The organism is Polynucleobacter sp. QLW-P1DATA-2, assembly GCF_001870365.1.
In the GTDB taxonomy this organism is placed as follows: Bacteria; Pseudomonadota; Gammaproteobacteria; order Burkholderiales; family Burkholderiaceae; genus Polynucleobacter.
In genome coordinates this window covers 1,283,392-1,290,252 of sequence record NZ_LZMQ01000003.1, presented here as the reverse complement: position 1 = coordinate 1,290,252, position 6,861 = coordinate 1,283,392, and the positions used below count along the sequence as shown (strand labels likewise).

Here is a 6,861-nt window from a genome sequence, read left to right as displayed (position 1 = left end):
CTCGCAAACGCCATGGTCCTGCACGGTATCCCGGAATATATTCGATCGGACAACGGCCCAGAATTTATCGCCAAAGAACTGCGCAGTTGGCTATCTGGTATTGGGGTGAAAACGGCATACATTGAACCCGGTAGCCCCTGGGAGAATGGCTTTTGTGAAAGTTTTAACGGTACCTTTAGAGACAACCTGCTTGATGGAGAAATCTTCTACAGTCTTAAAGAAGCTCAGATCATTGTTGGGGAGTGGGTGAAACATTACAACCATGTCAGGCCGCATAGTGCATTAGGTTACAGACCACCAGCACCCAAAACCCAAGTACCCAAACTATTGCAGAATCAACCCAGTTTGCTGCAATGATTTACTATAGAAAAACTCTCTTTGGTCGTGGACCTAAATGGACAGCAGTTCACTCAACACTGGACTTTTCAGTGTCTTTAATAATCTTCCAGCTAAATATATCGTTGTGACGAATCCTTAGCTCTAGTCTTCCAGATGGGATGTAGTCAATATCCATCATGTATGTATGAGTCTGCCCACCACTAGTCCAACTGCTTTTTCTTTTCATTGGCTTGGGTGGCTTAGTGCTTACCTCATAGAACTCAATTGTCACTACATCGTCATCCCTCTTAAATGCAGTAACTTCTGCATTTGAGTATTTTCTATGGGCACCCAACCTATAGCCGCGAGAGACAAATTCGTTAATGAGAGTCTGAAGTATTCGCTTTACCCGTGGAACGCTATTTGGACCAATCTGGACATCAAAGCCAGCTTTAGATTCGGATCTTCCAAATTTTGAGTAGCCTTCCATCTTGAAGTCTCTGAAAGTTTTCTCAATCTCCTCATGAAATTTATTGCCCTTGTAAACCTCTACGACTGGAATAGGCTCAGCAGGCTTATTTAGCCTAGCCTCCATGATCGCTTTATCCCGAGTCCTTACATGTATTAAGGGATCATGCTCGTTCCACCAAGGCTCTAATGGAGGCCTCTGTCCCGTTACCTTCCCATGCTCCAGCTTGGCCCAGCAGCCCAATGGCGGTTTTGGTACGCCGTACTGCTTACACCACTTACCAAGGGCTACATCGGAGAGCCCAATCCTCAGCGCAACCTTGGTGGCCGGCTCAGTCCATAGAAGTTCATATATTTCACTGCGTGTGTATGATTCTCTTTCCATCGCCAACCCCTCCAGAATATGAAGACAATTTAATCAAATTGTACGAATTAAATCTGGGGGTATTTTTGGGGGTACTCTTTGAAATTCGTACCTTTTTGGTGGCATGTAACCATATGATTTTGGGCTACAAAATGGCGTTTAGTTCGATCTCCGCCGACTCTATATTGCAGGACCAAACATTTTCTCCCAGTCCGGGTAGTTATATGCGCTAGGAATTAATTTTTGATCCTCAGTATGAAGCTGTAGGAGCCTATTAATTATTGGGGCACCCCCATAAAGATTATTAAAAATATTTGCTTGGGCATCCCCATGTTTACTCAACTCCACGCATAGCTTGTTAGCAAAATAAAGGATGTGCTCAGTCTGGTCATGTATAGCCATCAGTGTAGATGGGTAATCTTCGTTTATTACACCCCCAAACGGTAGGCCAAAATACAGATGGGGTGCAATCACCGGATTTCCAGCCTTATAACCTTCAATTAACTCATTGCGCCTCTTGATCGAAATATCAAGTCCCTGGCAGGTTTGCTCAAGCACTGAAAACAAGTTAAGAATTCGACCAGATAGGGAGGTTTTTTCATAGATAAATCCCTGTAAAGCACCCATTGGTAAGTTTATTGGGGGTAAGGTTCTCATATCAAACTCAACTAAATGCTCTACCGTCGGGGGAATGGCGCCCATCAGGACTCCAATTCTATGGAGTTGCCATCCTAACTTCTTAAGCTCATAAGCCCTACTAACGGGCGTTACAAATTGCTTTTTTAAATTTATTAATGAATTCAGAATGACTATTGAAAGTGAAATGGCCGCATTAACTCCCCTTATTTCGACCAGCAAGGCAGTCTTCTTTTTTTCTTTTTCGATCATCCTTTGAACTGCAGCAGCTCCAGCCCATGCACCAGCCGCTGAGGCGATTAAGGCCACGAAAAAATCCGAGCCAAAAAAACTCAAAATCCAATGCCAGATTTCTGGCGCTGGGTTCGCCATAACTCGGTTGGCTAATTCTGGAAATTGATAATTCATTTACTTAATCCTTCAAACACTTCAGCGCCAAAAATCTACCCAATTCTTTCATCAATCTAAAAAACTTTATTAATCTGATGCGAACTACTCGCGAGTCCAAAATCCCTTTCCCCATGCTCTCTGGTGGAAATTTTGGTTTTACGGTGCGACTCTTCAATCCTTGCAGCCTCTTCAAAGGCCTTTTCTTGGGCCTCTGCTGCGGTCTTATTTATTGCTAACTGGGAAGCGGGCACCATGTCTTTGCTCTCAATTATCTGCTTGAGAGTCTTCATTCCCTTTATTTTTCCTACATACTGTAATTCGTTCATATATTGATCTTAATCAACCGTGCAGACTCCGGCGAGTTTTAGTATTAGAAAGTGACCAGCCAATCCTATTTAACGTTCCTAGAGGCCTCTAATAAGCTTTGGGCTGGTATTACAGCCAATCAACGCGAAGTACTCTTGGCAGTGATTAAGAGAGGCTCTAGCAATCCTTATCGCGTCCAAGACATTATTGGTATGCGCTTGATTGCTTCACAAGCAACCCTACACAAGGCCCTGAGCGAGTTGGTTACCCAGGGTTATCTGGCACTTAAGGCCAGTCCATCGGATAGCCGGGTCAAATTCGTTGTCTTAGCCAGAAAAGGAAGTGCTTTGGAGGCCCGATTAACAAAAATCCTTAGTCAAGCCTGCGCATAGGTAATAAATCCCTTGGTTTGCCTTGTTTTGACCATCCAAATACATCCACCCAAAGCCATATTCAGACAATGTTTTAGTGGTGGGTAGAGTGGTGGGTAGAAAGCCCTCAAAAAGAAAGAGCCCCGTGGATAGGGGCTCTCAGGGTGCTACTGGCGGAAGAGGCGGGATTCGAACCCGCGGTAGGCTATTAACCTACGCACGCTTTCCAGGCGTGTGACTTAAACCGCTCATCCACCCTTCCGGAACCGTTGATTATACGATTGCCGAAAGGGCTTTGCCCTAAATGCCTGCAAAGTACCTTAGAGAGACTCTTTGAGTTGCTCCAAGATATGTGGATTTTCCAAGGTAGAAGTGTCTTGAGTGACCTCTTCACCCTTGGCAATAACACGCAAGAGGCGGCGCATGATCTTGCCGGAGCGGGTCTTAGGCAAGTTATCACCGAAACGAACATCCTTAGGTTTAGCAATTGGGCCAATCTCTTTACCTACCCAATTACGTAGTTCGGTGGCCAGCTTTTTAGCTTCATCACCTGTTGGACGTCCGCCCTTCAGAACCACGAATACGCAAATTGCCTCACCAGTCAGCTCGTCAGGACGACCTACCACTGCAGCTTCAGCAACCAATGGGTTGGCTACTAAGCAAGATTCGATCTCCATAGTTCCCATGCGGTGACCAGACACGTTCAACACGTCATCGATTCGACCAGTAATGGTGAAGTAGCCAGTTTCTTTGTTGCGAATCGCACCATCACCAGCTAGATATAGTGTGCCGCCTAATTCTTCTGGGAAATAGGATTTCACAAAACGATCAGGATCATTCCAAATAGTACGAATCATTGATGGCCATGGGCGTTTTACAACCAAAATACCGCCGTTGCCATTCGGCACGTCAACACCCGCTTCATCCACAATCGCCGCCTGAATACCAGGTAATGGCAAGGTGCATGAGCCCGGAATCATGGGGGTTGCGCCCGGCAATGGGGAGATCATGTGACCACCCGTTTCGGTTTGCCAGAATGTATCAGCGATCGGGCAATTGGAATTTCCGACATGCTCGTAGTACCACATCCATGCTTCTGGATTAATTGGCTCGCCAACAGAACCCAAGAGTCGCAGTGAGGACAGGTCATAACTCTTTGGATGTACCGCCTCGTCATTACTGGATGCTTTGATCAAAGAGCGAATTGCCGTTGGTGCGGTATAGAAAATGGTTGCATTGTGTTTTTGGATCATGTCCCAAAAACGGCCAGCATTAGGATAGGTTGGAACACCTTCAAACACAATCTCAGTAGCGCCAACTGCGAGTGGCCCATAAGTAATATAGGAGTGACCTGTTACCCAGCCAATATCAGCAGTACACCAGAACACATCATCAGGCTTGATGTCAAAAGTCCACTTCATTGTGAGAATCGCCCACAAGAGATAACCGCCGGTAGAGTGCTGAACTCCCTTTGGCTTACCAGTTGAACCGGATGTATACAGAATAAATAGAGGATGCTCAGCGCTTACCCACTCAGGCTCGCAAGTAGATGCTTCATTGGCAACAATTTCTTGCATCCAAACGTCACGGCCTGCAGTCATAGGGATATCGGCACCAGTACGCTTGCTGACGATGACATGCTTTACCTTGCCGCACTCACCAGTAGAGAGCGCTTCATCACAAATGGCTTTTAATGGCAATGCTTTGCCACCACGAAATTGGCCATCGGCAGTAATCACTGCAACTGCACCTACGTCGACAATACGATCACGCAAAGCTTGGGCAGAGAAGCCACCAAACACGACAGAGTGAATTGCACCAATACGAGCACAAGCTTGCATAGCGACAATACCTTCAATGGTCATCGCCATATAAATAATGACGCTGTCACCAGACTTGATGCCCATTTTGCGCAATGCATTTGCCATTTTGCAAACGCGTTCGAGCATCTCTTTATAGGAGACTTTAGTAACTGTTCCGTCATCAGCTTCAAAAATGATTGCCGTCTTATCGCCCAGGCCAGCTTCTACTTGGCGATCTAAACAGTTATAGGAAGCATTTGTAGTGCCATCTTCGAACCATTTATAGAAAGGCGCCTTAGATTCATCTAAAACTTTAGTAAAGGGCTTTTTCCAATAGATATTCTCTTTGGCAAGGCGACCCCAAAAACCGTCATAATCTTTTTCAGCTTCAGCGCAAAGCTTGTTATAGGCGTCCATCCCTGGAATGGCGGCATTCTTAACAAAGTCTGCAGGTGGATTAAAAACGCGGTTTTCTTGCTTTAATGGTTCCATGCTTCAAAGCCCTCTATCAAATAATCAGCGATCTTTATGGCGCAAAATGTCGCAAAATAGCTCATTTAGACTCTTTAGACCCTCGAAGATAAGTGAAAACACTCGGGATTTGCTCTATGGCAAACCCTTAAAATAGGGGAAACCTTACAAATTATGTGGAAATTAGCCTGAAACCATGACCAAAATTAAACAAAACGACCTCATTCAAAGCGTAGCTGACGCATTCCAGTTCATCTCCTACTATCACCCTAAGGACTTCATTGATGCCATGGGTAAAGCCTATGACCTTGAAAAAGGTGAGGCTGCTAAGGATGCAATTGCGCAGATTTTGACCAACAGTCGCATGTGCGCCGAAGGTCATCGTCCACTTTGTCAGGACACTGGTATTGCAGTTGTGTTTCTGAAGATCGGCATGAATGTGCAGTGGGCCGATGCCACCATGAGTGTTACTGATATGGTGAACGAAGGTGTGCGTCGTGCTTACTTAAATCCAGAAAACATGTTGCGCGCATCTGTATTAGCTGACCCAGCAGGGAAGCGAAAAAATACTGGTGATAACACCCCTGCCGTGATTCATTATGAAATCGTTCCTGGCGATGATGTTGAAGTGATTTGCGCTGCTAAAGGTGGCGGCTCTGAAAACAAAGCCAAGATGGTCATGCTGAACCCCTCAGACTCTATCGTCGACTGGGTTGTAAAAACTGTTCCCACGATGGGTGCTGGCTGGTGCCCTCCTGGCATTCTCGGCATCGGTATTGGCGGCACCCCTGAAAAAGCAATGTTGATGGCCAAAGAAGCCTTGATGGGGCCAGTCGATATTCAAGAGCTCATTGAGCGCGGCCCCAACAATCGCGTTGAAGAATTACGTCTTGAGATCTATGACAAAGTAAATAAGCTCGGCATTGGCGCTCAAGGTTTAGGTGGCCTAGCCACCGTTCTCGACGTGAAGATCTTGGATTACCCAACACATGCTGCTTCATTGCCTGTAGCCATGATTCCAAATTGCGCTGCAACGCGTCACGTCCACTTCCATTTGCATGGCGATGGTCCAGCAAAACTAGAAATACCTTCCTTAGCTGATTGGCCAGCAGTGACCTGGACACCAGATACCAAGAAATCCAAACGGATTAACTTAGATGCCCTTACTGCTGAAGAAGTGGCCAGCTGGAAACCGGGCGAGACTTTACTGCTCAACGGCAAGATCCTGACTGGTCGCGATGCTGCGCATAAGCGTATTCAAGATATGCTCGCAAAGGGAGAAGAATTACCCGTGAGCTTTAAAAACCGCGTCATTTACTACGTGGGCCCAGTCGATCCAGTGCGCGATGAAGTAGTTGGTCCAGCAGGCCCCACCACCTCAACTCGTATGGATAAATTTACAGAGATGATGCTGGCTCAAACTGGCTTAATTTCCATGATCGGTAAAGCGGAGCGTGGTCCTGTTGCGATTGAAGCAATCAAGAAACACAAATCTGCTTATCTGATGGCTGTTGGTGGCGCCGCTTACTTGGTCTCTAAAGCTATTCAGCACTCTGAGGTGGTTGGTTTTGCTGACCTCGGTATGGAAGCAATTTACGAGTTTGATGTGAAAGATATGCCTGTGACTGTAGCCGTGAATTCCGAAGGAATCTCAATGCACGAAACTGGTCCAAAAGAGTGGCAAGCAAAGATTGGCAATATTCCAGTCAAGATTGCATAACTAGTTTGTCATTGG

The 6,861-nt window shown here is 46.0% G+C and carries 7 protein-coding genes and 1 tRNA gene; 3 read left to right on the top strand and 5 right to left on the bottom strand.

The window, feature by feature from the left end; genetic code table 11:
- The coding region (locus A9236_RS09220; RefSeq protein ID WP_143070605.1) for an integrase core domain-containing protein at nucleotides 1–357 on the top strand (357 nt) is incomplete at its 5' end.
- Nucleotides 358–406: 49 nt separating this feature from the next.
- Here the strand turns inward: A9236_RS09220 and A9236_RS09215 are convergent.
- From A9236_RS09215 to A9236_RS09205, 3 genes are all read right to left on the bottom strand, one after another.
- Nucleotides 407–1,171, bottom strand: coding sequence for a hypothetical protein (locus A9236_RS09215; RefSeq protein WP_071465076.1), 765 nt, complete (start codon nucleotides 1,169–1,171; stop codon nucleotides 407–409).
- Nucleotides 1,172–1,330: 159 nt separating this feature from the next.
- On the bottom strand, nucleotides 1,331–2,194 hold the full coding sequence (locus tag A9236_RS09210; RefSeq protein WP_071465075.1) for a hypothetical protein: 864 nt from the start codon (nucleotides 2,192–2,194) through the stop codon (nucleotides 1,331–1,333).
- A 56-nt stretch (nucleotides 2,195–2,250) separates the two neighbouring features.
- The gene (locus A9236_RS09205; RefSeq protein ID WP_071465074.1) at nucleotides 2,251–2,502 is read right to left on the bottom strand and encodes a hypothetical protein; all 252 of its coding nucleotides are present in this window, start codon (nucleotides 2,500–2,502) and stop codon (nucleotides 2,251–2,253) included.
- Between the two features lie 51 nt (nucleotides 2,503–2,553).
- Here A9236_RS09205 and A9236_RS09200 point away from each other — a divergent pair, with 51 nt between their 5' ends.
- The gene (locus tag A9236_RS09200; RefSeq protein ID WP_071465073.1) at nucleotides 2,554–2,874 is read left to right on the top strand and encodes a MarR family winged helix-turn-helix transcriptional regulator; all 321 of its coding nucleotides are present in this window, start codon (nucleotides 2,554–2,556) and stop codon (nucleotides 2,872–2,874) included.
- Nucleotides 2,875–3,024: 150 nt separating this feature from the next.
- On the opposite strand, the gene A9236_RS09195 is transcribed toward A9236_RS09200, so the two are convergent.
- Nucleotides 3,025–3,115 (bottom strand) — tRNA-Ser (locus A9236_RS09195).
- 58 nt (nucleotides 3,116–3,173) lie between these two features.
- Complete coding sequence (gene acs, locus A9236_RS09190; RefSeq protein ID WP_071465072.1) at nucleotides 3,174–5,147, bottom strand: acetate--CoA ligase; 1,974 nt, start codon at nucleotides 5,145–5,147, stop codon at nucleotides 3,174–3,176.
- A 175-nt stretch (nucleotides 5,148–5,322) separates the two neighbouring features.
- Between acs and A9236_RS09185 the strand changes: the two genes are divergently transcribed.
- Nucleotides 5,323–6,846: a fumarate hydratase gene (locus tag A9236_RS09185; RefSeq protein ID WP_071465071.1), complete on the top strand. Its 1,524-nt coding sequence runs from the start codon at nucleotides 5,323–5,325 to the stop codon at nucleotides 6,844–6,846.
- Nucleotides 6,847–6,861 lie beyond the last annotated feature (15 nt).

Bases quoted from the DNA above. Each gene is read 5' to 3' on its own strand.
- A9236_RS09205 (WP_071465074.1), bottom strand. From the start codon at position 2,502: ATGAACGAATTACAGTATGTAGGAAAAATAAAGGGAATGAAGACTCTC.
- A9236_RS09185 (WP_071465071.1), top strand. From the start codon at position 5,323: ATGACCAAAATTAAACAAAACGACCTCATTCAAAGCGTAGCTGACGCA.
- acs (WP_071465072.1), bottom strand. From the start codon at position 5,147: ATGGAACCATTAAAGCAAGAAAACCGCGTTTTTAATCCACCTGCAGAC.
- A9236_RS09215 (WP_071465076.1), bottom strand. From the start codon at position 1,171: ATGGAAAGAGAATCATACACACGCAGTGAAATATATGAACTTCTATGG.
- A9236_RS09210 (WP_071465075.1), bottom strand. From the start codon at position 2,194: ATGAATTATCAATTTCCAGAATTAGCCAACCGAGTTATGGCGAACCCA.